At 68.7% G+C, this 24271-nt stretch carries 22 protein-coding genes and 1 rRNA gene; all 23 read right to left on the reverse strand.

Annotated features, from left to right (window positions below; translation table 11 throughout):
* Positions 1 to 2: 2 nt before the first annotated feature.
* Positions 3 to 470: a 23S rRNA (pseudouridine(1915)-N(3))-methyltransferase RlmH gene (locus KF689_06895; GenBank protein MBX3133099.1), complete on the reverse strand. Its 468-nt coding sequence runs from the start codon at positions 468 to 470 to the stop codon at positions 3 to 5.
* 30 nt (positions 471 to 500) lie between these two features.
* Positions 501 to 1523, reverse strand: a complete 1023-nt coding sequence (locus KF689_06900) for a Glu/Leu/Phe/Val dehydrogenase (protein MBX3133100.1) — start codon at positions 1521 to 1523, stop codon at positions 501 to 503.
* 331 nt (positions 1524 to 1854) lie between these two features.
* Entirely contained in the window at positions 1855 to 2868 is a 1014-nt protein-coding gene (lpxK, locus tag KF689_06905; protein ID MBX3133101.1) for a tetraacyldisaccharide 4'-kinase, read from the reverse strand.
* Positions 2865 to 3545, reverse strand: coding sequence for a lysophospholipid acyltransferase family protein (locus tag KF689_06910; protein MBX3133102.1), 681 nt, complete (start codon positions 3543 to 3545; stop codon positions 2865 to 2867). The genes lpxK and KF689_06910 overlap by 4 nt, the downstream gene beginning before the upstream one ends.
* Complete coding sequence (gene lpxB / locus KF689_06915) at positions 3542 to 4648, reverse strand: lipid-A-disaccharide synthase (protein MBX3133103.1); 1107 nt, start codon at positions 4646 to 4648, stop codon at positions 3542 to 3544. The genes KF689_06910 and lpxB overlap by 4 nt, the downstream gene beginning before the upstream one ends.
* Positions 4641 to 5645 carry a Gfo/Idh/MocA family oxidoreductase gene (locus tag KF689_06920; protein MBX3133104.1) on the reverse strand — a complete coding sequence of 335 codons (1005 nt, stop codon included), beginning with the start codon at positions 5643 to 5645 and terminating at the stop codon, positions 4641 to 4643. Before KF689_06920 ends, lpxB begins: the two co-directional genes overlap by 8 nt.
* The gene (gene lpxA / locus KF689_06925) at positions 5642 to 6415 is read right to left on the reverse strand and encodes an acyl-ACP--UDP-N-acetylglucosamine O-acyltransferase (protein ID MBX3133105.1); all 774 of its coding nucleotides are present in this window, start codon (positions 6413 to 6415) and stop codon (positions 5642 to 5644) included. The genes KF689_06920 and lpxA overlap by 4 nt, the downstream gene beginning before the upstream one ends.
* Positions 6412 to 7701 carry a bifunctional UDP-3-O-[3-hydroxymyristoyl] N-acetylglucosamine deacetylase/3-hydroxyacyl-ACP dehydratase gene (locus KF689_06930; GenBank protein MBX3133106.1) on the reverse strand — a complete coding sequence of 430 codons (1290 nt, stop codon included), beginning with the start codon at positions 7699 to 7701 and terminating at the stop codon, positions 6412 to 6414. Before KF689_06930 ends, lpxA begins: the two co-directional genes overlap by 4 nt.
* The gene (lpxD, locus tag KF689_06935; GenBank protein ID MBX3133107.1) at positions 7698 to 8741 is read right to left on the reverse strand and encodes a UDP-3-O-(3-hydroxymyristoyl)glucosamine N-acyltransferase; all 1044 of its coding nucleotides are present in this window, start codon (positions 8739 to 8741) and stop codon (positions 7698 to 7700) included. Before lpxD ends, KF689_06930 begins: the two co-directional genes overlap by 4 nt.
* A 31-nt stretch (positions 8742 to 8772) precedes the next feature.
* Positions 8773 to 9411, reverse strand: coding sequence for an OmpH family outer membrane protein (locus KF689_06940; protein ID MBX3133108.1), 639 nt, complete (start codon positions 9409 to 9411; stop codon positions 8773 to 8775).
* A 14-nt stretch (positions 9412 to 9425) separates the two neighbouring features.
* Entirely contained in the window at positions 9426 to 11831 is a 2406-nt protein-coding gene (gene bamA, locus KF689_06945; protein ID MBX3133109.1) for an outer membrane protein assembly factor BamA, read from the reverse strand.
* Between the two features lie 74 nt (positions 11832 to 11905).
* On the reverse strand, positions 11906 to 14395 hold the full coding sequence (locus tag KF689_06950; protein ID MBX3133110.1) for an ATP-dependent Clp protease ATP-binding subunit: 2490 nt from the start codon (positions 14393 to 14395) through the stop codon (positions 11906 to 11908).
* Between the two features lie 31 nt (positions 14396 to 14426).
* The gene (locus KF689_06955) at positions 14427 to 15512 is read right to left on the reverse strand and encodes a hypothetical protein (protein ID MBX3133111.1); all 1086 of its coding nucleotides are present in this window, start codon (positions 15510 to 15512) and stop codon (positions 14427 to 14429) included.
* Complete coding sequence (locus tag KF689_06960) at positions 15509 to 15994, reverse strand: UvrB/UvrC motif-containing protein (protein MBX3133112.1); 486 nt, start codon at positions 15992 to 15994, stop codon at positions 15509 to 15511. Before KF689_06960 ends, KF689_06955 begins: the two co-directional genes overlap by 4 nt.
* Positions 15994 to 16737 (reverse strand): ABC transporter ATP-binding protein, encoded by a 744-nt coding sequence (locus KF689_06965; protein MBX3133113.1) that lies wholly within the window; start codon positions 16735 to 16737, stop codon positions 15994 to 15996. The genes KF689_06960 and KF689_06965 overlap by 1 nt, the downstream gene beginning before the upstream one ends.
* Positions 16734 to 18017, reverse strand: a complete 1284-nt coding sequence (locus KF689_06970; GenBank protein ID MBX3133114.1) for an ABC transporter permease — start codon at positions 18015 to 18017, stop codon at positions 16734 to 16736. Before KF689_06970 ends, KF689_06965 begins: the two co-directional genes overlap by 4 nt.
* Positions 18017 to 19534: a lysine--tRNA ligase gene (gene lysS / locus KF689_06975; GenBank protein ID MBX3133115.1), complete on the reverse strand. Its 1518-nt coding sequence runs from the start codon at positions 19532 to 19534 to the stop codon at positions 18017 to 18019. Before lysS ends, KF689_06970 begins: the two co-directional genes overlap by 1 nt.
* Positions 19535 to 19541: 7 nt before the next feature.
* Positions 19542 to 20579 carry a peptide chain release factor 2 gene (gene prfB / locus KF689_06980; GenBank protein MBX3133116.1) on the reverse strand — a complete coding sequence of 346 codons (1038 nt, stop codon included), beginning with the start codon at positions 20577 to 20579 and terminating at the stop codon, positions 19542 to 19544.
* 194 nt (positions 20580 to 20773) lie between these two features.
* A complete protein-coding gene (locus tag KF689_06985) occupies positions 20774 to 21787 on the reverse strand; it encodes a hypothetical protein (GenBank protein ID MBX3133117.1) in 1014 nt (337 codons plus the stop codon).
* Positions 21788 to 21813: 26 nt separating this feature from the next.
* Positions 21814 to 22806, reverse strand: a complete 993-nt coding sequence (locus KF689_06990; GenBank protein ID MBX3133118.1) for a diguanylate cyclase — start codon at positions 22804 to 22806, stop codon at positions 21814 to 21816.
* Positions 22807 to 22904: 98 nt separating this feature from the next.
* The gene (locus tag KF689_06995) at positions 22905 to 23090 is read right to left on the reverse strand and encodes a hypothetical protein (protein ID MBX3133119.1); all 186 of its coding nucleotides are present in this window, start codon (positions 23088 to 23090) and stop codon (positions 22905 to 22907) included.
* Complete coding sequence (gene era, locus KF689_07000) at positions 23087 to 23971, reverse strand: GTPase Era (protein ID MBX3133120.1); 885 nt, start codon at positions 23969 to 23971, stop codon at positions 23087 to 23089. The genes KF689_06995 and era overlap by 4 nt, the downstream gene beginning before the upstream one ends.
* 80 nt (positions 23972 to 24051) lie before the next feature.
* Positions 24052 to 24168, reverse strand: a 5S ribosomal RNA gene (gene rrf / locus KF689_07005).
* Between the last annotated feature and the right edge of the window lie 103 nt (positions 24169 to 24271).

Here is a 24271-nt window from a genome sequence, read left to right on the forward strand (position 1 = left end):
CGCTACTTGTGGTAGGGTTCACCGCGCCCAAGCGTGCCGGCGCGATAGATCTGTTCCATCAGGACCAACCGTGCGAGTTCGTGCGGCAACGTCCACGGGGCGAGGCTCAGCCGCCGCCGGGCCCGCTCCCGCAGGGCCTCACTGACCCCGAACGCCCCGCCGATCACGAACGCCACGTCCTGCGCCCGTTCGCGCTGCGCCTGCAGAAACGCCGCGAACCCTTCGGACGTGAACCGCTCGCCATCAGACGGGTCGCAGAGCACCACCTGCGCCGCGTCAGGAATCCGCGCCAGCAGGCGCTCGCCCTCGCGGGCCATCACCTGCGCCGGCGCCAATCCGCGGCCGCCTTCTTCCTTCACTTCGACGATCTCGAGCGGCCAGTAGTGCGCCGCCCGTTCCTCGTACTGACGAATGGCCGCCGCGAGCGCCGCATCTCGCGGCTTCCCGACGGCGGCCACCAGCACCTTCATCGCCGCCCCGGCCGCGCCGAGGCCCGCGACTCACGCATAGATGCCGCGCAGGCGGTGCACCGTCGCCACGCGGCTGATGGCGACCATATACGCCGCCGTCCGCATATTGACCTTGTGCTGCTGCGAGAGCTTGAGCACGTCGGCGAAGCTCTTGTCCATAATGCTCTTCAGGCGGTCGTTCACCGTCTGCTCGTCCCAGTAGTAGCCACCGCGGTTCTGCACCCACTCGAAGTAGCTCACCGTGACGCCGCCGGCGTTGGCGAGGATGTCCGGGATCACGAAGATGCCCTTCTCGTCGAGGATGGCATCGGCGGCCGCCGTCGTCGGCCCGTTGGCGCCTTCGCAGATCACCTTGGCCTTCACCTTCTTGGCGTTCTTCGTGGTGATCACGTTTTCCAACGCCGCCGGCACCAGCACGTCCACCTCGAGCTCCAGCAGCTGCTCGTTCGTGATGACGTCGCCCTTGTTGTAGCCTTCCAGCGAGCGGTGCTTCTTGACGTGCGCGATCGCGTCGTCCACGTCGATGCCCTTCGGGTTGTGGTAGCCGCCCGTGCGGTCGCTGATGGCGACGACCTTGCAGCCCTCGCGCGCCAGGAGCTGCGCCGCCACCGAGCCGACGTTGCCGAAGCCCTGCACCGCCACCGTCGCACCCTTCACGTCCATCTTCAGGTGGTCCAGCGCGTCGAGCGCCGTGAACATCACGCCGCGCCCGGTCGCCTCGCGGCGGCCCAGCGAACCGCCCATCTCGACCGGCTTGCCCGTGGTCACCGCGTTCACGGTGTGGCCGACGTGCATCGAGTACGTGTCCATCAGCCAGGCCATCACGCGCTCGTTGGTGTTCACGTCCGGCGCCGGCACGTCAGAATCCGGGCCCAGCGTCGAGATGATGCCCGAGGTGTAGCGGCGCGTCACGCGCTCGAGCTCACCCACCGACATCTTGAGCGGATCGCAGATCACGCCGCCCTTGGCGCCGCCGAAGGGGATGTTCACCACGGCGCACTTCCAGGTCATCCACGCCGCGAGCGCCTTCACCTCGTCCAGCGAGACGTTCATATCGAAGCGGATGCCGCCTTTGGCCGGCCCGCGCGAAGTGTTGTGCATCACGCGGATGCCGGTGAACACCTCCACCTCGCCGTTGTCCATCAGCACCGGGATCGACACGGTGATTTCCTTCTCCGCGCTGCGCAGGACCTTGTAGATCCCGGGCTCGAGGTCCAGCAGTTCGGCCGCGCGGTCGAAGCGCGACATCATCGCTTCGAACGGGTTCTCCTCGTTCAGGAAGCGGTCTTTGTCCGGGCGGACGATGGGATTCGTGGGAAGCCGAAGATCGGGCATCGATTCGAGGGTGCAACGCCGGGCCGTGCCGGCTGAGGAGGGTCGGACTTCAGGGCTGCGATCCGGGGACGAGCCGACGCAGTGCCTCGTGCAGTGGCGCTGCGCCCCGCTCGACCTCGACAGCCTGTGAAAGATACCACAGCGGGGGGGCGTGGCGAGGCCAGAGCGGAGCCAGCTTGACCGCGTCCTTGAGGGTGCACACGGCTCGGTCCACCTCCGCGGCCCTGGCTGCCAGCACCGCCGCATCCTGGGCCGTAAACGCGTGGTGGTCTGGGAAGCTCGCCGAACTCACGACTGCGCCAAGGGACTCCAACTGACGCGCGAACGGCCCCGGTGCCCCGATCGCCGAGATGGCCAACACTTGGCACCCTGCCAGCACATCCACCGGCAGCGGCGCGGCCGCGTTGTCACGGGCGTCGTGCAGCGCCCCCGGCTTCAGCGCAAGGATGGCCATCGGCGGCGCGCCGGCATACCCAGTCCAGGCCGCCGCCACGGCCTCGGCCTCCGCCAAACTCGACGACTTGCGCGTCACGAGCACCAGGCTCGCGCGCCGAATGCCCCCTGCGGCTTCCCGCAGGGGGCCAGCCGGCAACACACGCCTCGGCGTCCCCTGCTCCGCCGCCAGCAACACGAGATCCAGGTCGCGCTTGGCGCGCCGGTGCTGGAAGGCATCGTCGAGCACCACGACCGTGGCGCCGCCGGCCTTGGCTTGGCGCGCCCCGGCCACGCGGTCGGCGTTCACGATGACAGGCACGTCCGGATTCAAGCGCCGATGGACGAGCGGCTCGTCGGCGCCGTAGCCGCGCATCACGATCGCGGGGCGCGCGCCCAGCTGCCGCAGCTCGGCCGCGATCCACGCGGCCACCGGCGTCTTGCCCGTGCCGCCGACACTCAGGTTTCCCACGCTCACCGCCGGAACGCCCAACGGGTGGCTGCGCAGCAGGCCCACATCGAAGAGCGTGTTCCGCAGGCCGGTAACCGCTCGGTACAACCACGAGAGCGGCGACAGCGCCCAGGCGGCTGGGCCGTCTTCCGCCCAGATCTTCTCGATCGATCCGCTCATCGCGCTGCCCCGCCATTGGGCGCAGGCCCGAGCCGGCGCGTCAACTCGGCCATCGACGCCGCGCTGGTGTCGGGCGGCACCCAGGGGTCACCATAGTGCACGCGAATGCGCGCGAACGGCTTGGGCAACTGGAAACGGTCCCAACTGCGCAGGTGCCAGGCGCGCGGAATCTCCGACCACACCGGGACGATCGGCGCCTGCGCCCGCACGGCCGCGATGAGGGCGCCCGGCTGGGGCACGCCCGCAGGTCCACGGGGGCCATCGGGCGTGATCGCGAACGCGCTGCCTCGCCCGAGCTCACTGACCATCGCGTGCAGTGCATCGCGCCCGCCGCGTGAACTCGATCCGCGGATGCCACGGTAGCCCCACCCGGCTATCACGCGGAAGATGATCTCGCCGTCACCGTGCTGGCTGACCAATGCACAGATGTCGCGAAACCGATTGGCCCAGAGGTGCGGCAGCAACTGGCCGTGCCAACACGCGAGAATGAACGGCCGACGGGCCGCGCGCAGCGCAGCCACAGGGCCGTAATCCACCTCTTCGACCCGCCAGGTTCGTCCGAGCAGCTCGAGCAGCGGCCGTCCTAGCGCCACGCTCCAGCGCGTCTTGCGCGCCCGCTGTGCCGTCCGCTTCGCCGCAGCGGCGTCCACACCTCGTGCCGCCTCCGGCGCGCTCACCGGAGCATCTCCGCCGCGATCTCCGCCACACGCAGCGACGCCCCGGGCGTACCCAGTCGCGCACGCACGTCGGCGAGGCCGGCCAGCATCGTCTGGCGCACCGCGCCGTCGGCATCGAACAGCGGCTCCAAGGCATTGGCAACCGGCTCGGTGCGGAACGCGCCCTGCACGAACTCCGGCGCCACACGCCGTCCCGCCACGATGTTCAACAGCCCGATGTGCTCGATCTTCACCAGGCGCTTGGCGATCGCGTACGAGATCGGGCTCGTGCGGTAGACAATCGCGCAGGGCGTTCCCGCGACCGCCGCCTCGAGCGTCGTCGTACCGCTCTTGCACAACGCCACGTCGGCGGCGCGGAGCACGTCGAAGCTCGCCGAGCGCACCAGCGGAACCGGCACGTCGTCATCGCGCAGCGCGATCGTCGGCGCGACGCTGAGCACCACCTGCAACCCCGGGCGGCGGCGGCGCAGCTCGTCGGCCACGGCCAGGAAGTCCGCGAGATGCCGGCGAATCTCCTCGGCGCGGCTGCCCGGAAACAGCGCAAGCAACTCTCCCGTGGCGGGCAAGCCGAGCCGGGCCCGCGCCTCGGCCTGCGTCGGCAAGGTCTGCGCGCGGTCCAACAGAGGGTGGCCTACGAAGGTCGCATCGATGCCCGCCTCGCGGAGCATCGCTTCCTCGAACGGGAGGATCACCGCCGCCTTCCGGATGACGCGCGCCATCTGCTTGAGACGCCCAGCGCGCCAGGCCCACACCTGCGGCGTGATGTAGTACAGCACGGGAATGCCCCGCGCCGCCGCCGCGGCGGCCACGCGCATATTGAACCCGGGGTAGTCGATGCAGACCACCAGGCCCACCGCGCCAGAAGCGAAGCGTGCCTCGAGCCGCTTGAACAGCCGGTAGTGCGCGGGGATGTGCCGCAGCACCTCCACGAACCCGACCACGCCCTCGTGTTCCTCGAGCATCGTGACGCCGGCGGCGCGCATCCGCGCGCCCCCCGTGCCCGTCAGCGGCACGCCCGGCCGCAGCGCGCGCAGTCGCTCCGCGAGGATGGCCCCGTGCAAGTCGCCCGAGGCCTCCCCCGCGAGGATCAGAATCTCACGCACCGCGCCCCGGCAGGTGGCCGCGCAGGGCGGGCAGCGCCCGCTCGATATCGCCGACGATCCGGAGCGCCACGGCCAACGCGTCGCGGCCGGCGCGGCCGCTCACGGCCACCGGCGCCTCGCCCTTCACCGCCGCCACAAAGCTCTCGAGCTCCAGCCGAAGCGGCTCGCCCTCGGGCGCCTCAATCGCCACGCGCTCCACGAACGCCTCCAGCGGCTGCGCCTGCTTGGCCAGCGCCGCGAGATCCACGTCGCCGCGCAACCGGTACAGCTCGCCCGTCCCTGAGGCGAGGTCCAGAGACATATAGCCGTTCCGCTGGAAGATCCGCAGCTTGCGCGTGCGTTCGCGCGAGACGCGACTCGCCGTGATCGTCGCCACCGCGCCGGAATCGAACGTCACGCGGGCATTCGCGATATCGATGCTCGGCGTCAGCACTGGGAGCCCCGCGGCCTGCACGTCCTTCACCGGCGACCCGATCAGCGTCAGCACCAGGTCGATGTCGTGGATCATCAGGTCCAGCACCACCGCCACGTCGGAGCCCCGCGGATTGAACGGTGCGAGCCGGTCGCTGTCGATGAACAGCGGTGTGTCCACATAGGGCAGTGCCGCCCGGATCGCCCGGTTGAAGCGCTCGATATGGCCGATCTGGATCAGCTTGCCGACGCGCTCGGCGATCGCCAGCAACTCGTCCGCTTCCTCGATCGTCACCGTGATCGGCTTCTCGATCAACAAGTGCTTGCCGCTCTCGAGCGCCTGCTTCGCCACCGCGTGGTGGTGCGTCGTCGGGACCACGATGCTCACGGCGTCCACGTCGTCGAGCAACGCCTGCAGATCCGGATACGCGCGGATGCCCAGCTCACGCGACACCGTGCCGGCGCGATCGGCATTGGCCTCGAAGAAGCCCTTGAAGACGATGCCGGGCAGGTCGCGCAGGATCCGCGCGTGATGGTAGCCGAGGCTCCCGGTGCCGATCACGCCGAGACGCAGGGGATGGCTCACGTCACCACCCCCCGGCCGCTCGCGTCCACGAACTCCACAAAGGCCTGCACCTCCGGGAACTGCTTCAGCTCGCCGGCCTTGGCCAGCGCCTGGGTAATGTTCAGATCGGAACGAAAGAACAGGCGATACGCCTTCTTCAGCTCGCTCACGACCTCCTCCTTGAATCCGCTGCGCTGGAGCCCCACCGAGTTGAGCCCGTAGAGCTGCACCGGGTTGCCCACCGCCTTCACGAATGGCGGGATGTCCTTGGAAATGCGCGAGGCCCCGCCGACGAAGGCGTGCCGCCCGATCTTGGCGAACTGGTGCACCGCGCAGATCCCCGAGATGATCGCCTTGTCGTGCACCGTCACGTGGCCGGCCAGTTGCGTGCCGTTGGAGATGATCACGCCGTCACCGACGTGGCAATCGTGCGCCAGGTGCACGTACGACATCAGGAAGCAGTTCTTCCCCACCGTCGTCTTGAACGACTCGCTGGTCCCGCGATTGATCGTGAGGTACTCGCGCAGCGTCGTGCCCTCGCCGATCTCCACCGTCGTGACCTCGCCCTTGAACTTGAGGTCCTGCGGCCGCCCCCCGAGCACTGTGCCGATGCCGACCGTCACCCGCGGCGCGAGGATCACGTGCTCCTCCAGCGTCGCCCGCATCTGGATGACGCTCCCGTCCCCGACCACGCAGTGCGGCCCGACGTAGGCCCAGGGCCCGATCTCCACGTCCGCGCCAAGCTCAGCCTTGGGGTCGACGATCGCCGTCGGATGGATGCGCGCGCTCATCGGTCGCGTACCATCGCGGCCATCTCGGCCTCGCAGACGACCTGCCCGTCCACCTTCGCCTTGCCGGCGATGCGGCAGACCTTTCCGCGCAGTTGGATGATGTCCACTTCGAAGCGCAGCTGGTCACCGGGCTTCACGGGGCGCCGGAACTTGATGTTGTCGATGCTCATAAAGTAGACGACCTTGCTTTCCGGGTCGTCCACCGTCCCCATCAGGAGCACGCCACCGGCCTGCGCCATCGCCTCGACGATCAAGACACCGGGCATGATCGGGTGCCCCGGGAAGTGGCCCTGGAAGAACGGCTCGTTGATCGTGACGTTCTTGATCGCCACGACGCGCTTGTTGGCCTCCATCTCCACCACCCGGTCCACCAGCAGGAACGGGTACCGGTGGGGGAGGATCTTCATGATGTCTTCGATCTCGAGCACGCCTGCCTCCTCGTGAGCGGGCCCCGGCGACGCCTCGGCGTGCGCGAGCATCTCGCGCACCAGCGTCACGGTCCCGCGGTGGCTCGGCTTGGTCGCCGAGATCCTTGCCTGAATCCGCTGCCCCGCCAGCGCGAGGTCGCCTACCACATCCATCGCCTTGTGCCGCACGAACTCATCCGGCCAGCGCAGCGCGCCGTCCACCACGCCGCGCTCGTCGAGCACGATCGTGTTCTCCGCCGACGCCCCCTGAATCAACCCCTTTCCGCGCAGCTCTTCCACCCACGACAGCATCCCGAACGTGCGCGCCGGCGACAGCTCCTGCGCGAAGCTCGCGTCCGTCACCGTCCAGCGCCCCTCCTGCGTGCCGATCGAAGGATGCGCGAAGTCGATCTTCACCTCGAGTTCGAAGCGATCCGCCGGATGGGCCACGTACACCGACTCGCCATCCACCACCCGAACCGACTCGCGCAACCGCAGCACCTGCGGCGCGCCCGCCTGCTCCGTCACGCCAGCCGATACCAAGGCGGCGCGGAACGGTTCGGCCGATCCGTCAGCGATCGGCGGCTCGGCGCTGTCCATCTCAATCAGCAGGTCGTCAATGCCGAGCCCCGCCACCGCCGCGAGCACGTGCTCCACGGTGTGCAACGCCGCCTCGCCCTCGCCAAGCTGCGTCCGGCGCTCGGCCGCCACCGCCACTGAGACGTGCGCCGGCGTCTCCGGCTGGCCCGGCAGGTCCGTACGCCGGAAGCGCAGGCCCACCCCGCTGGCCGCCGGTACGAATCGCAGCGTGCACGGCCGCCCGAGGTGCAGCCCGACCCCGCTGACGCTCACCGCCTGCCGGATCGTGCGCCGGCTCACGCGCCGTCCTCGCGGTCGAGCAAGCGCTGGAGGCGCTTCAGCAGGCCCGGCAGCTTCGCCAACGCCGCGTAGCCGCGCAGCGAATCCTTGTGCGGCCGCGCCGGATAGCCACCCCAGACCTCGCCCGACGGCACGTCGGAGATGATGCCCGCCTGCGCCGTGAGCGTAGCCTTGTCGCCCACGCTCACGTGCCCCGACACGCCCACCTGGCCCGCCATCACCACCCCGTCGCCAATGCGCACGCTCCCAGCGATTCCCACCTGCGCCGCCATCAGGCACAGGCGCCCGATGCGGACGTTGTGTGCCACGTGCACCAAGTTGTCGAGCTTGGTCCCGTCACCAATCACCGTTTGGTCGATGCTGCCGCGGTCGATCGTGCAATTCGCCCCAATCTCCACGTCGTTGCCGATGATGCAGCCCCCGACGTGCGGAATCTTCTGGTGTGCGCCGCCGTGGAAGACGTAGCCGAAGCCATCAGAACCGATCCGCGAGCCGCTGTGGATGGCCACACGTGAGCCCAACTGCACCCCCGGATACAGCGTCACCTGGGGGTACAGGCGCACGTTCTCTCCGACCGTCACGCCCTCGCCGACCACACAGTGCGCGCCGATCCACGCACCGCGCCCGACTCGCGCACCAGCGCCGATCACCGCGTACGGCTCGACGCAGGCGTCGGCGTCCACTTGAGCCGAGGGATCCACCACCGCCGTGGCGTGCACGCCAACGAAGGGGCGCTCCGGCTGGCGGTACAGGCGCGGCAGCAGGGCAAGAATCGCCTCGTGGGGCTTGGCGACGACCACGCGGTTGGCGCAGCCGCCCGGTGCGTCCTTGAGGTCAGGCGAGACCAAGATCGCCCCCGCCTGCGTACCCGCCAGCAACTTCAGGTACTTCGGCGACGCCAAGAACGACAACGCCTCCCCATCGGCACGGTCGAGCGGGGCGATGCGGGACACCCGGGTCTCCGGGTCGCCCTGCACCGTCCCGCCAACGGCGGCTGCAATCTCCGCGAGCCGCAGGCCTGCACCGTGCGTCTGGGTCATCGCCTGGTGGGGAGGCGTGCCGTCGGCGCCCTTACGGGCGCCGCACGCCCGACGGCTGGGCCACTGGCCCGGCCGTCGGCGGCCGCTGCGCAGCCGGCGCCGCGGTCGGCGCGGCCGCCGGCGGGGTCTGCTGCGGTGGGCGAGCCGTCGCGCGCGCGCGGATGTTGCGCAACACCCGGTCGGTCACGTCCGCGTTCCGGTCGAACGCCACGATGTTCTGGCTCGACTCGCGCGCCAGGTCGAGGATCATCACGAAGCCCTCGGCCGCCCGCAGTTCCTCCAGCGCCTCGCCGATGCGGTCGAACAGCGGCTCGAGCACCTCCTGCTGCATCTCGGCGCTCTCGCGCTCGAGCACCTCGAGCGTGTCGCGGTACCGACCGTCCATCTGCTGCATCACCACGAAGCGCGCCGTCCGCGTCGCCTGGTCCATCCCGGCGGAGTCGCGCTCGAAGGCGGCCAGCAACGCATTGAGCGAGTCGGCCATCGTGCGCTGGCGCTGGCCGAGCGCGTTCAGCCGCTCACGGATGAGGTTCTGCGCCTGCTCGGCGCCCGGCATCTCGGCGAGCACGCGCTGCGTGTTCACGAAGCCGACCTTCTGCGCGGCTAGCGGGCTGGCGGCGACGACGGTGAGGAGGGCGGCCAACCACGCGCCGCGGAAACGTGCGAACATACGAGACTCCAGGGTTAGAAGAACTGTCCGAGGCGGAAGTGCAACTGCCACCGCGGGTCGGGATTGCCAAGGTTGTCTAGCCGGTCGAAACCATAGGCCAGGTCGAGGCCGAGCGGACCGAGCGGACTGAGCGTCGACGCGCTGAATCCGGCGCCGCGGAACAGCCGCGTGGGATCGAAGTCGCGGGGGCGGTCCCAGATGTTACCCGCGTCGTAGAACATCGCGATATACAGATTGGTGTTGAAGCGCAGACCCACTTCCGCCGTCGTCGTGAAGAACGCGCTGCCGAACGACTCCCGCTGCGCGTTGAACGTCCCCGCCGCCGTCGTGAACCCGCGCGGCGTAATCGAGAACTCCGGATAGCCGCGCAACGGCTCGCCGAACTGCACGCCGCCCAGCGAGAACTGCTGCGACCAGAAGAAGTCCTTGGGATCGCCGATGACTGCGCCAGCCCGCGTCGACAGACCCATCGTCAGGCGCAGCGGGGACGAGCCGGGAGCCGAGCCGCCAATGCGGCCCAACAACGTATAGTTGCGCAGTTCAGTGGTGTAACGCTGGAACGTCGCGCGGCCGCCCAGCGGCCCGCCGTTGAACTGTGCGCTGATCGTCTGCAGACGACCGTCAGTGGCGAACGGCATATCCACGCGCGTGTCCCGCGTGACGTCCACGCCGAGCGTGCTACGCACGCAGCCTTGGCAGCCATCCTGATTCACCGAGCCGAGGAGGCCGCCGGATCCGAATCGCACCGACTCCACCCCGTACGAAGTGAACACGCGTGTCACCCGCGAGTTCGGGAACGGAAAGCCGATGCGGACGTTCGAGCCGATGCGCGTCGTCTGGCCGAAGTCGGCGATGCGGAACCGCGCCTGCGAGTGATACGCCGTGATCTGGCCTGAAATCAGTGTGCCGCGAATGCCCGGGTCCGTGTACGACGTGTTGAAGTCATTGATGAAGCGGCCGTACTGCCACTGGATGGAGCCGCGCTTGCAGCGTCCAAACAGGTTCGGCTGGTCCAGGCCCACGAAGCCGCCGAGACCCGTACCCTGCCCGGCCGAGGCGCCGAAGTTGATGTTCCCGGTCCGCTTCTCCTTCACGCGGAAAATGATGTCGATGTCGCCTTCGTCGTTCGCCGGACGCGTGTCCGGAAACGCCAGCGGCGTCTCGAAGAACCCGAGGTTGCCGATTCCCTGCCAGCTGCGGATCAGGCGATCCTGGTTGAACACGTCGCCGGGGATGATGAACAGCTGGTCACGGATGCAGTTCTCGACCGTGAAGTCATTGCCGATCACGTCCACGCGATTGATGATCGCCGGCGTCCCCTCGCGGATGTCCCAGCGCACTCGCACCACGGCCGAATCGCCCGGCTCGCGCTCCACCACCGGGTTCACCTGCGCGTAGATGTAGCCTTCGTTGCTGTACGCGGTCTGTACCTGCCGCGTGGCGTCTTCCCAGCGCGTCCGGTTGAACACGTCGGGGTCCTGCGACTGCCGCCGCACGATGGCACGTGCACGCTCGGTCAAGGTCGGCGAGCGATCACCGAACGGATACAACGACTGCAGGCGCTCAGTGCTGAAGTGCCGGTTCCCGACGATCTCCAGACCCGACACACGATACTGCGGGCCCTGACGCACGTTCAGTTCCACCAGCGCCTTGCCCAACTGCTCGTTGACCACCAGCGTATCGCGCTCAAGCTGGAAATCCACGTACCCGCGTTCCGCGAAGTACTTCGGTACCCGCTCTCCGAGGTCGCCCGCATAGACGTCCTCGTCGAACTCACCCTTCTGCCACCAGAAGAAGCCCTCCGGCCGCGTCTTCATCGCGCCGGCGACCTCGCGAGGCGTCACGCCGGTCGTGCCGTTCACCCGCAGCCCGGAGACGGCCAATCGCCGCCCTTCGTCCACGTGGAACGTGATGCCGACCCGGTCTCCCATCGGCGTCGTATCCGGCCGGATGCGCGCGAGGTAGTAGCCGCGCGCCTTGTACAGCGAGTCAATCCGCCGCATCGAGACCGCGATCTGCGCCGGGTCCGCCGGACGGCCGATCAGCACCGTCACGCGCTCCTCCACCGACCGGGGCTGCAACGCCTTGGGTCCGAGGACGGTCACATCGCCGACGATCGGCCGCTCCGACACCGTGATGAAGATCGCCGCGCCTGTGCCGCCGCCCGTCAGGCCGCAGGAGATGTCGACGTTGTCGAAGTCCCCCATCGCGTACAGGTCGCGGATTGCGCGCTGGATGGACGGGAAGTTGAGCGAATCGCCAGCCTGCAGCCCGCTCGTCGCCAAGACGGTCGCGCGGCCGATGCGCTGATTGCCCCGTACGCTGATGGAGTCGGGGGTGAGACAGCGGCCGATTTGGTCCTGCGCAAGCATCGGCGTCGCGAGGCTCAAGGCCAGCAACGCCAAGAAGATACGGAGCATAGAGGGAATATACACGGGGCGGGACCGGACAGGTTCCAAGGGTCCGGTCCCGCGGGACGTGCTGGGGTGGAGTATCAGGCCTTCGGGGTCGCGGCGGGGGTCCGGAACTCGAGCTTCGCGCCATCCGCCGAGACATCGACCTCGATCTCGTCGCCGCGGCTGAATTCGGCCAAGAGGATCCGCTCCGACAGCGGGTCCTCGATCCATCGCTGGATGGCCCGCTTGAGCGGCCGGGCCCCATAACTCTGGTCGTACCCGTGCTTCACCAGGAAGTCCGTCGCCGCGTCGGTCAGCTTCAGCGTGAGTTCCTCCTCCCCCAGACGCTTCTGGACGTCCTGCAGGAGAATCGCCACGATCGAGCCGATGTGCTCGCGCGTGAGCGGGTGGAACACGATCACGTCGTCCAGCCGGTTCAGGAACTCGGGGTTGAAGGCGTGCTGCAACTCCTCCTTCACCTTGTCCGCCATCCGCTCGAAGTCCTGCCCGCCGGACGACGAACCGAAGCCCAGCGTGCGGTTCTTCGTGATGTCCTTCGCGCCGACGTTCGACGTCATAATGACGACCGTGTTCTTGAAGTCGATCATCCGGCCGTAGTTGTCGGTCAGGTGGCCTTCGTCGAGCACCTGCAGCAGGATGTTGAACACGTCCGGATGCGCCTTCTCGATCTCATCGAGGAGGATCACCGAGTACGGCTTGCGGCGCACAGCCTTCGTGAGCGTGCCCGAATCCTCGTAGCCCACGTAGCCCGGCGGCGCGCCGATGAGCCGCGACACGGAGAACTTCTCCATATACTCGCTCATATCCACGCGGATCAGCGCCGAGGTGTCGGCGAAGAGGAACTTGGCCAGTGAGCGCGCCAGCTCAGTCTTGCCCACGCCGGTGGGGCCGCAGAAGATGAACGACCCGATCGGCCGGCGAGGGTCCTTGAGCCCGGCCCGGCTGCGCCGGATCGAGCGCGCGATCGCCTTGATGGCGTCTTCCTGCGCCACCACCGAGGCGTGCAGCTCCTCCTCCATCCGCAGTAGGCGCGTGGTCTCGGCCTCCTGCAGGCGCGTGACCGGGATGCCCGTCCAGCGCCCGACGATGAACGCGATCTCCTCCTCGCCGAGCACCGGACGCATCGACTGGCGCTTCTGCTCCCACTCTTCCTGGCGCGCGCGGATGTCGCCCTGCAGTTGCCGCTCGGTGTCGCGCAACGCCGCCGCGCGCTCGAAGTTCTGGTCGCGTACCGCAGCGTCCTTCTCGGCGTTGACCGCCTCGAGCTTCGCCTTCAAGTCCGCCACTTCCGGCGGCGGCACCTGGGCGGCCAGGCGCGCCCGCGCCCCCGCCTCGTCGATCACGTCGATCGCCTTGTCCGGCAGGAAGCGGTCCGTGATGTAGCGCTCCGAGAGCTTGGCCGCGATCGTCAACGTCTCGTCGGGGATCGTCACGCGGTGGTGGTCTTCGTACTTGCTCCGCAGCCCGCGCAGGATCTCCACCGTCTCGTCGATCGATGGCGGATCCACCACGACGGTCTGGAAGCGGCGCTCCAGCGCCCCGTCCTTCTCGATGTACTTGCGGTACTCGTTCAGCGTCGACGCGCCGACGCACTGCAGCTCGCCGCGCGCCAGCGCCGGCTTCAGCATATTGCTGGCGTCGATCGCCCCCTCGGCCGCGCCCGCGCCGACCAGCGTGTGCAGCTCGTCGATGAACAGGATGATCTGCTTGTTCTGCGCGATCTCGTTCATCACCGCCTTGAGCCGCTCCTCGAACTGGCCGCGATACTTGGTGCCGGCGATCACCGCGGCCATGTCCAACGAGAGCACGCGGTGGTCGCGCAGCGAGTCCGGGCACTCGTTGTTGGCGATGAGCTGCGCCAGCCCCTCGACGATGGCCGTCTTGCCCACGCCCGGCTCGCCGATGAGCACCGGATTGTTCTTCTTGCGGCGCGAGAGCACCTCCATCACGCGCTCGATCTCCTTGGCACGGCCGATGGTCGGGTCCAGCTGGCCCTCCGACGCCAGCGTCGTCAGGTCGCGGCAGAAGTGGTCGAGCGCCGGCGTCTTGGACTTCTTCTCGCCCTTGGCGCTGGCCGGCGCCTGCGGCGTCCCCGGCGCGGCATTGGCGCCGCCCGGCGGCATCTCCGTGCCCAGCAGGCGCAGCGTCTCCGCGCGCGCCGCCTCCAAGTTCACCCCGGCGTCGCTCAGCACCTGCGCCGCGATGCCCTTCTCCTCGCGCAGCAGGCCGAGCAGCAGGTGCTCGGTGCCGACGTAGGAATGGTTGAGCTCGCGGGCTTCGCCCATCGCCAGCTCGAGCACCTTCTTGGCGCGCGAGGTATACGGCAGGTCGGGACCGGTGGTCTGGGCGGCTTTGCCCTTCTTCACCGTGTCCTCGATCTTCTGCTGCACCTCCTCGAGGTCCACGCTGAGGTTCTGTAGCACCGCCGCCGCGACGCCCTCGCCCTCGCGGATCAGCCCGAGCAGGATATGCTCGGTACCGACGTATTCGTGGTGCAGGCGGGCCGCTTCTTCGCGCGCCATCGCCAGGACCTTCCGCACCCGCTCCGTGAAGTTGTAGCCGTTCATCCGTTGCCTCGACCGCTGCGCTCCCCGAGGGTCAATCGGGAAGGCGTGCCTCGTTGGCGAGTACCTGACGCACGTAGCGGGCCCGCGCCAGGTTCGCCTCGCCGTCGGTCAACATCCGTCCCGCCGAGTGCGAGAGGTGCGCCGACTGGCTGAAGATCAGGAGCTTGTTGAGCGTGTAGACCGAAAGTCCGGACACCAACTGCAACCCCGCCGCCAACCGCAACCCGCTCAGCAGGTTCATCGCTTCCTCTGCCGGCAGGCTCCGGGCGTGCCGCAAGGTCCCGTACGCGCGCCACAGCTTGTCCTCGATAATATAACCCGCGTCACGCGCCAGAACCCCGCGCGCCTCCTCCTCCCGCTCGATCACCCGGCGCACCACCCGCACCAACTGGTCCGCCAGGTCCGTCTCCGACCGCCCCAGCGTCGTCTGGTTCGAGATCTGAAACAGGTTGCCGAGCACGTCGCTGCCTTCGCCGTACAGTCCGCGGTACGTCAGGCCCATATGCTGCAGGCCCTGCAGCACCTTGCCGATCTCCTGCGTGAGCACCAAGCCCGGCAAGTGAATCAGTACCGACGCCCGCAAGCCGGTTCCCGTGTTCGTCGGGCACGCCGTCAGGAAACCAAACTCCGGATGCGCCGCGAACGGCAATGCCTCCGCCAACTCCGCGTCCAGCGCCTCGGCCTGCAGCAGCGCCCCAGGCACGTCGAACCCGCTCCTGAACACTTGGACCCGCAAATGGTCTTCTTCGTTTACCATCACGCCGGCGTCGCCCGTCACCAGGACCCCAGCCGCCGACGGCGGCTCCCCGGGCCGATCCAGCCCGACCAGCTCCCGACTCACCAAGTGCCGCTCGTGCAGCAGCTGCCGCTCCACCGGGCTGCACTCGTCCACCCGCACGAACGCCGCGCTGCGCAAGGTCGGCAACCGCGCCGCGGTCGCCTTCACCTGATGCAGCACGCGCAGGCGCTCGCCCTCCCGGGCGCGCGTCGGAAACGCGAACCCCGCAAGGTTGCGGGCAAGACGAATCCGGGACGAGAGCACGATGCCCGAATGGGCGCCATTCCCAATCAGCCAGTGCAGGCCGCCGTCCGGCAGCAGCGTGAGGTCCAGGCTCACTCCATCCCCCGAATCTGGTCGCGCAAGGCGGCGGCCTCCTCGAAGGCCTCGCCCTCCACCGCCTTCGCGAGCCGCGAGCGTAGCACCTCCAGGGTGGCCTCTCGCGCGACCAAGTCGGGATCCGCCGCCGCGTGCCGCCACCCCTCGTGCCGCGTGCTGCCGTGGATGCGGCGCAGCAACTCCCGCAGGCTCTGCTCGAACGCGCCATAGCACTGCGCGCAGCCCAAACGGCCGCTGGCCCGGAAGTCCCGCAACGACGTCCCGCAGTAGGCGCATCGTGCGGCGTCGCCGGGCATCTGGGCCGCCTGTTGCTGCACCGCCTGCAGGAAGTCGCCCAAGGGGTGCTTCGGGACGGCGACGGTGGTCTCGATGCCCCGCGCCGCCGCGCACTGCTCGCAGAGATGGACCTGCGACACCACCGCCTCGACGATCTGCGTGAGGTGCACCACGGCGTCGCGTTCGCGGCAGTTGTCGCAGACCATCACACCCCCCCGGCCGAGGGCGGCGCCGGATGCAGGCGGCCGTCCTCCAGGTGCAGCACCCGATGGGCACGCTCGGCCAACGAGCGGTTGTGCGTGACCACGACGATGCCCAACCCCGACTCGCGCGTCAACTCCGCGAAGAGGTCGTGCAGGCGTTCGGCGTTGTGATGGTCGAGATTGCCCGAGGGCTCGTCCGCCAGCAGGATCGGCGGCTGCAGCGCCAAGGCGCGCGCGACAGCCGCCCGCTGCTGCTCGCCACCCGAGAGTTCCGCCGGTCGATGATGGAGCCGCGCCCCCAAGCCCACGCGCTCGAGCAACTCGGTCGCCCGCGCACGCGCCTCGGCGTCCGATCGCTCAGCGATGCGCATCGGCATCATCACGTTCTCGAGCGCCGAGAACTCCTTCAGCAGGTGGTGGAACTGGAACACGAAGCCCACGCGTTGGTTGCGGAGCGTCGCCAAGGCTTCATCGCTGGCCCCTGACGTCGAGCTGCCGCCCAGGCGCACCACGCCCGCATCCGGGCGCTCCAAGGCCCCGACGACGTGCAGGAAGGTGCTCTTGCCGCTGCCGCTCGCGCCGACCACGGCCACCATCTCGCCGGCGGCGACCGTCAGGTCCACGCCGTCGAGCACGCGCAGCGTCGCGCCGTCGCCGCCGCGATAGCCCTTCACCACGCCCAGCGCCTCGAGCACCGGTGCGGTTCCGGCTGCGCTCGCGGAAGCGGAGTCGATGGGCGCCGTCATTCGCTGCGGATGGCCTCGATCGGGTAGAGCTTCGCCGCCGTCGCCGCCGGATGCAGCGTCGCCAGCACGGCGACGCCCACGCTCAGCAACAGGATGATGCCGACGTCGAAGACTTCCAGTCGCACCGGCAAGTGATCGATGAAGTACACCGACGGGTCCAGCGCGATCAGCTTCCAGCGCTCGAGCGCGAGGCCGGTGCCGAGTCCGAGCGCCAACCCGATGCCCGTTCCCACCGCGCCGATGAACATGCCCTGCAGCAGGAAGATCCGGCGGATCGAGTCGGCGCGCATCCCCATCGCCTTCAGGATGCCGATCTCCCGCGTCTTGTCGCGCACGACCATCGTGAGCGTGCTCACGATGTTGAACGCCGCGACCATAATGATCAGCGCGAGGATGACGCTCATCCCCAGCTTCTCGAGCTTGAGTGCGCGGAACAGCGAGCTGTTCTGCTGCTGCCAATCTTCGGCCCGGTACGGCCAGCCCAGCAGCTCGACGATGCGCGCCGCGACGTCGGGCGCCACCCAGCGATCCGTCGTCTTGACCTCGAGTCCGGTCACCGCGGAGTCCAAGCCGGCCAGACGCTGCGCATACTCGAGCGGGACGTAGGCGTAGTTGTTGTCGTACTCGTACATCAGCGTTTCAAAGGTCCCAGTCACCTCGAACTGCTGCACCACGACGCCGCGCGCGAAGGCGCCCAGCGGACCCGCCCCGCCGATCGCCTGCCCGATGGCGCTCGACGAGTTCGCGCCCGCGGTCACGATCGTGATGCGCATTCCTGGGTAGGCGCCGAGGCGGTCCGCCAACAACCGTCCGAGCACGACGCCGTTCGTCAGTGAATCGGTGGTGACGAAGCTGAACGCCCCCGGCGCCGCGTGGTCGCGGATCGTCGTGACCTGTGCCGACGCCGAGTCCCCCGGCAGGATCCCCGCCACCGTGACCGACTCGTGGTGACCGCGGCCGGCCGTCGCCAGACCCTGGGTGATCACGAACGGCGCCACGCGCACGACGTCGCCCACACCCTCGACCCGCGCCTGCGCCTCCTGCCAGCGCTCCATCCGCAGCGACTCGCCATAGGTGAGCACGCGGATGTCCGGGCTGCCGACGAGGATCTTCTCCCGCAGGTCCGTCTGCAGACCGTTCATCACGCCCATAATCACGATGAGCGCGCTCACGCCGACGGCCACGCCCGCCACCGCGATCACCGAGATGAACGACAGCAACCGCGACCCGCGACGGCTGCGCAGGTAGCGCCAGGCAATCGAGAGTTCGAGCCCGCGCATCACTCCGGCCGCATCAGCGGGAACAGGATCACGTCGCGGATGTGCGGCGTGTCCGTGAGGTACATAAAGAGGCGGTCCAGCCCGATGCCGACGCCGCCCATCGGCGGCATCCCGTATTCCATCGCGCGCAGGTAGTCCTCGTCCACCCCCGTCGCCTCCTCGTCACCCGCCGCCTTGAGCCGCGCCTGCGCCTCGAAGCGCGCCCGCTGGTCCAGCGGGTCATTGAGCTCGGAGAACGCGTTGGCCAGCTCCTTCCCCTTGGCGAAGAGCTCGAAGCGCTCCGTCAGGCCTGGCTTCGTGCGGTGCGGCTTGGCCAGCGGCGAGAGCTCGACCGGATAGTCGAGCACGAAGGTCGGCGTGTCGATCTTGCTCTCCACGTGATGCTGGAAGAGCTCGTCCATCAGCTTCGGACGCGAGAGCTTCGGGATGTCGTGGACGCCGGCCTGCTCCGCCGCCGTCGCGAGCTGCGCGTCGCTGAGCTGCATCGCGTCCGCCACGCCGAGCGCCTGCGACAGCGCCGGCACCCACTCGATGCGCGGGAACGGCACGACGAACTCCGGCACCGGGCCCGCCTCGGTCCCGTCGAGGCGCGTGCGCGGCGCGTCGCCCAGTGTCTCGCGCACCGCCGTGGCGGCCGTGATCAGCAGTTGCTCCACGCGGCCCATCATCACCGTGTAGTCGGCGTAGGCCTCGTAGAACTCCAGCATCGTGAACTCCGGATTGTGCGTCCGGTCGATGCCCTCGTTGCGGAAGTCGTGGCCGATCTCGTACACGCGGTCGAAGCCCCCCACGACGAGGCGCTTCAGGTACAGCTCGTCCGCGATGCGCAGGTAGAGCGGCATATCCAGCGCATTGTGGTGCGTCGTGAACGGTCGCGCCGCCGCGCCGCCATACAGCGGCTGCAGCACCGGGGTCTCGACCTCGAGGTAGCCCAGCTCGTCCAGCGCGCGGCGGATCGCCGTCGTCATCCGCGAGCGCGCGGCGAAGTGTCGCCGCACCTCCGGGTGCACCGCGAGGTCCGCGTAGCGCTGCCGCGAGCGCTGCTCGCCGTCGGCGAACCCCGAGTGGCGCACGGCCTTGCCGTCCACCTGCTCTTCCTTGCCGAAGGGCAGCGGGCGCAGCGACTTCGCGAGCAGCGTCGCCTGCGTCACGTGCACCGTGACTTCGCCAGTGCGCGTGCGGAACAGGTAGCCCTCAACGCCGACCACGTCGCCCAGGTCGAACAGCTCGACCAGCGCGAAGGCCTCGCCCAGCACATCCTTCTTGAAGTAGAGCTGGATGCGGCCGGTGTCGTCGGCGACGTGCGCGAAGATCGTCTTGCCGTGCCCGCGCAGCGCCACCAGGCGCCCCGCCACGCGCACCGTCGGCCCCTGCTCCGCCTCGCCCAGTAGCGGCAGCGCCGCGCCACAGCCGTGCGTGCGGTCGTAGGAGTAGGCAAACGGCGCGACGCCGAGCGCCGCGAGGGCCTCGAGCTTCTCGCGCCGCGCGCGCATCACGTGGTTGAGTTCGTCGCTCATCGTCTGCCTACGCCGCGGCGCCCGAGGCGCCCTGCTTGAGGAATGCCTCGATGAACGGATCGATCGCCCCGTCCATCACCTTGTGCACGTCCGTCACCTTCAGCTCCGTGCGATGGTCATTGACCATCGTGTACGGCTGGAACACATAGCTGCGGATCTGCGAGCCGAACGACACGTCCATCTTGTTCGCGTCCATCGCCGCCTTCACCGCCGCCTGCTTCTCGATCTCGCGTTGGTACAGCTTGTTCTTCAGCTGCTTCATACACGTCGCCTTGTTCTTGAACTGCGAGCGCTCCGACTGCGACGCCACCACGATCCCCGTCGGCAGGTGCGTGATGCGCACCGCCGAGCTGGTCTTGTTCACGTGCTGGCCGCCGGCCCCCGAGGCCCGGTAGACGTCGATCCGCAGGTCCTCTTCGCGGATCTCGATGTTGATCTCCTCGTTCACCACCGGGTACACGAACACCGACGCGAAGCTCGTGTGCCGTCGCGCCTGCGAGTCGAAGGGCGAGATCCGCACCAGGCGGTGCACGCCGCTCTCCGGTCGCAGGAAGCCGTACGCGTACTCCCCCTTGATCTCCAGCACCGCGCCCTTGATGCCGGCCTCCTCGCCCTCGGACAGGTCGATGATGTCCACCCCGAAGCCCTTCCGCTCCGCCCAGCGGGTGTACATCCGCATCAGCATCTGCGCCCAGTCCTGCGCCTCGGTGCCACCGGCGCCAGCGCTGATCTCCAGCTGCGCATCGCGGAAGTCATCGCGCCCCTGCAGTAGCGTCTTGAGCTCGAAGGCGTCCGTCTCCTCCCGGATCGCCGCCGCCTCGCGTGCCACCTCAGCCGCCATCGCCTCATCCGGCTCGAGGGCCAGGAGCTCGAGCAACTCGCGGGTGCTCGTCAGTCGGGCCGAGAGCCGGTCCCACGGCTCGATCCACCCTTTCAGCGTCTTTACCTCCTGCACCGTCTCCCGCGCGCGCTCCTGGTTGTTCCAGAAGCCGCCGTCGCTCATATCGTGCTCGAGGGCGTTCAGGCGCTCGCGCTTGCGATCCAGGTCAAAGGTACCTCCGGAGCTCGACCAGTCGCGCTTCGTCGTGCGTCAGGGAGGCCTGCAGGGCGGATTCGGACATCGGGGAGACTCAGGGTGAAACGCGGCGAGCCGTGTGCAGCGTGGCGCACACGGCTCGCGGCGACTGCGCGAAAGATAGCCATCCGCCGCGGGACTTCGTAGCCCTGCGGCCGCCCGACCTAGAACATCTTCTGGCCGCCGGCCAGCAGGTCGTTGAGGGCTTCCTGGAAGTGCGACGTGGAATCCGCAAACTCCTTGCCCACCTGGTCCACGTACTCCTCGTAGCTCTTCTTGATCTCTTCCTTGAACAGTGCCTTCAACGTCCCGTCCTTGAGCCCCTGCTCTCGCTTGTCCGGCAGGTAGGCCATCATATCCGAGACCAGTGCGCGAGCCAGCCGCCGCGCCTTCAGGTTCGGATCGTTGGACAGGAACGGATTTACCGGCTTCCGCCCAGGGGCCCCCGCCGCGGGCGCCGCGGGCTTGGCCGCTTGCGAGACCCGCGGAATCGACAGCGGCGACGGTGACGCGGCAGGCGCCGACACCGCTGGGGCTGCAGCCGCAGGCTTGGCCGGCTGAACTGGCGGTGGCACGGTCGACCGAGCGAGCGACGGGCGCGCCGCCGGACGGACTGGAGTCGGCATCACAGGCCGCGCCGGGGGCGCGCCCGCAGCGGGTGGCTTCGGCGCCAGCGGGGACGGCGTCAACGCCCGCGCCGGGGGCGGCATCACAGGCCGCGCCGCTGGCGGAGGAGCCACGGGCGGCACGGCGGGAGGCACCGCCTGCGCCGGCACCTGCGGTGTCATCAGCGGCGGGCGGGCCTGCGTCGTGCGCCCCGGTGCGCTGGGGGCCGTCGGTCGGGGCGGCGTCGACGGAATGGCCGCACCGGGAATGGGCGGCGTCAGCTTCCCCGCCGAGGTCCGCAACGGCGGCGCCGGACGCGAAGCCGGCGCTGCCGCGGGCACCGGCACTGCGGCCGGCGGGAGCGGAGGGGTGGCGGCTGCGGGGGGACGAACCGGCGTGGCGGTGACACGCGGCGCCGTAGGAGCGGCCGGGGCCATCGGTGTCGGCGTCGATGGGCGCTGCGTCGCAACGCCCAGGCCTGCCATCGCCCCCACCCGCAAAACCGCGCCGCAGACCGAGCACCGGGCCCGGATCCCGCCGGCAGGCACCTTGGCCGGATCCACCCGGAACACCGACTGGCACTCCCCGCACGTCACGTTCAAGTCCGATCCCCCGCGTTGGCCGACCGATGGTTCGGCAACGGTGTGTCGCTGGCCGGACCGTCGCCGCGACGGTCCACCGAGTACACCGAGCCGTGCAGTGTCTTCGCGTAACTCTTCATCTCCGTCGCCAGCTCGCTGACCTGCCCCGCGTGCGCGAAGACGCGCCGCTCGTTGGTCACCACTCCCACCGAGAGCGTCATCAACGGCACCTTGTGCAACTGGCCGCGCCGATCCTTGCCGAAATAATAACCTGCCCGTCGATCCTGCTCCGAGTACTGGTACGGAATCAACGTATCGAAGACCTCGACCACCGTGCCGCAGGTGGTCACGATATCGTCCACCGGAATAATGAACAGAAAGTCATCGCCGCCGATGTGCCCCACAAACCCCCGCTCCCCACAAATCCCCTTCACGATGTCGTGCAGGATCCGCGACAGGATGCGAATCACGCGGTCGCCGTCGTAGTAGCTGTAGCGATCGTTGTATTCCTTGAAGTGGTCGAGGTCAGCATAGCACACCGCGAACGGTACCTTCGCCTCGATGCGCCGCGTCATCTCCTGCTCAATCTCGATGGTTCCCGGCAAGCGCGTGGACGGGTGCACGAAGGTGTCGCGGTCGCTGCGCCGCAGCATCGCATCCAGGCGCAACGTCACCTCGTGCGCCCCGAGCCCCTCACGCAGCACTTCGTCTGCGCCGGCATCGAACGCCGCGGCAAAGGAGGCGTCGTCATCCCGGCTCGCCAACATCACGGGCACAATCCCCGTGAAGGAGTCCTGCTTCAGTCGGCGGCACATCTTGAGCGCCGCCACCGGGTGCTGCCGTGCGTCCACCAGTACGAGGCGCGGGCGCCCGCGCAGGGCTACCTGCATCACCTCGTCGGCGTCGCTGAACCGCCGCGTCGGGACGCTGCGGCTCTCCAGCCACGCCCGGATCGAATCCGGCAACGGCTGGCCATCGGGGGTGAACAGCAGTGCGGCGCTCTGGGACACTCGGTCAGCGCTGGGGTGAAGGGGGAAACGTAGGTTCTCCCGAGAGTAGTGTCAAACTAAGCATTGACAAGCAGTTGCACGTCTTGGCACCCCTGGCGTCAGCGGGACGCGAGCGGTATGCCGCGCTCGGCCAGAAGCACCGGAATCCCACCCTCGATGGGGTAGACGAGCCCGCAGGCGTCGCAGGCCAGGCCGTGTGCCTCGGCGTCCGCCGCGTCCCGCAACGGGCCGCGGCACCGAGGGCACACCAGCAGCGCGCGTACGGCCGGGGGGAGGGGGGTCATCGCCGAGGTTCCTCGGGCATCGCGAAGCCCAGCCGGGCCAGTGCGTGGATGTCCTTCCGCCAATTCTTCAGCTCCTTGACCCAGAGGTCGAGGTAGATGGGGCGCCCGACGAGCGGCTCGATGCGCGCGCGCGCCGCCTGCCCGATCGCCTTGATGCGACTGCCGCCGGCGCCGATCACGATGCGCTTCTGGCTCTCGCGCTCCACATAGAGCACCGCCCGAATGTACACAGGATCCTCACTTTCCCGAAACTCATCGATGCCGACGGCGATGCCGTACGGCACTTCGTCCTCCAGCTGTTCGAGGACCGTCTCACGCAGGAACTCGGCCACGAAGAAGCGTAGGTGCTGGGTCGAGACGTCGTCCTGGTCGTAGAGGAACGGACTCTGCGGCAGTCGCGCGCGGACCGCAGCGAGCAACGCCTCGACGCCCTCCCCTGTGGCGGCGGACACCCAGAGCCCGTCGGGCGCCAGCGCCGCCAGCTCCTCGCGGCGAACCGCGGACACTTCATCGAGTTTGTTGAACACGACCAGCACCGGGGCGCGGGGCGCCTGCGGCAGCTGGGCCAGCGCCATCAGGTCCTCGGGCTTGTCGCGCGTCGCGTCCACGAGATAGAGGATGACATCGGCGTCCTCGATGGCCTTGTGCGCGCTGTGCAGCATCGCGCGGTGCAGCGCGTAGCGCGGCTCGAGCAGCCCTGGCGTGTCGAGAAAGATGATCTGTGACGTCTCGTCGCTGAGGATTCCGACGACCCGCTCCCGCGTGGACTGCGGCTTGGGCGACACGATGGCCAGCCGCTCGCCGACGAGGCGATTGAGCAGCGTGCTCTTGCCGGCGTTGGGCCGACCGACGAGGGTGACGAATCCGGCGGAGGTAGCCATACGGATGGAGACGAGCCACGAGGGGGAAACGGAACGCACGAAGGCCCCAGCCGAGTGAACGACTGGGGCCTTCAATGAGGTGCCGGCGACGGCCTACTCTCCCGCGTCCTCTCGGACGGAGTACCATCGGCGCTGTAGGGCTTAACGATCGTGTTCGGGATGGGAACGAGTGTGGCCCCTACGCTCTAGTCGCCAGCGAAGTGGAGACAACGGAGGAGATGGTAGTGTTCGTGTAGTGGCGAATCGTACGATTGTTAGATCGTGCGAAGCTCTGCGGTTGTATTCCTGCCCAGTTTCGAG

It is taken from the genome of Gemmatimonadaceae bacterium (genome assembly GCA_019637355.1).
GTDB lineage: Bacteria > Gemmatimonadota > Gemmatimonadetes > Gemmatimonadales > Gemmatimonadaceae > Pseudogemmatithrix.